General features: G+C 62.5%; 1 protein-coding gene. It reads right to left on the reverse strand.

Features of this window, described 5'->3' with window-relative positions:
• Window positions 1–248, reverse strand: a 248-nt coding sequence (locus tag HMPREF2635_RS03205; protein ID WP_141761675.1) for a DUF711 family protein, incomplete at both ends; no start/stop codon positions are given.

Below are 248 nucleotides of genomic sequence, written 5' to 3' on the forward strand. Positions count from 1 at the left end.
ATGGCGGCTTCGTCCGCGATCATGCCGGCGATGGTCTCAGCAGAGGTATCACCCGGGATGGCGATCATGTCCAAGCCCACCGAGCAGATCGAGGTCATGGCCTCCAGCTTGTCGATGGAGATGGCACCGGTGCGCACCGCATCGATCATTCCCTTGTCCTCAGAAACCGGGATGAAGGAACCGGACAGCCCACCCACGCGGGAGCAGGCCATCATGCCGCCCTTCTTGACGGCGTCGTTAAGCAGCGC

Origin of the sequence: Corynebacterium sp. HMSC035E02, assembly GCF_001836065.1 — a bacterium.
Taxonomy (GTDB): domain Bacteria; phylum Actinomycetota; class Actinomycetes; order Mycobacteriales; family Mycobacteriaceae; genus Corynebacterium; species Corynebacterium hiratae.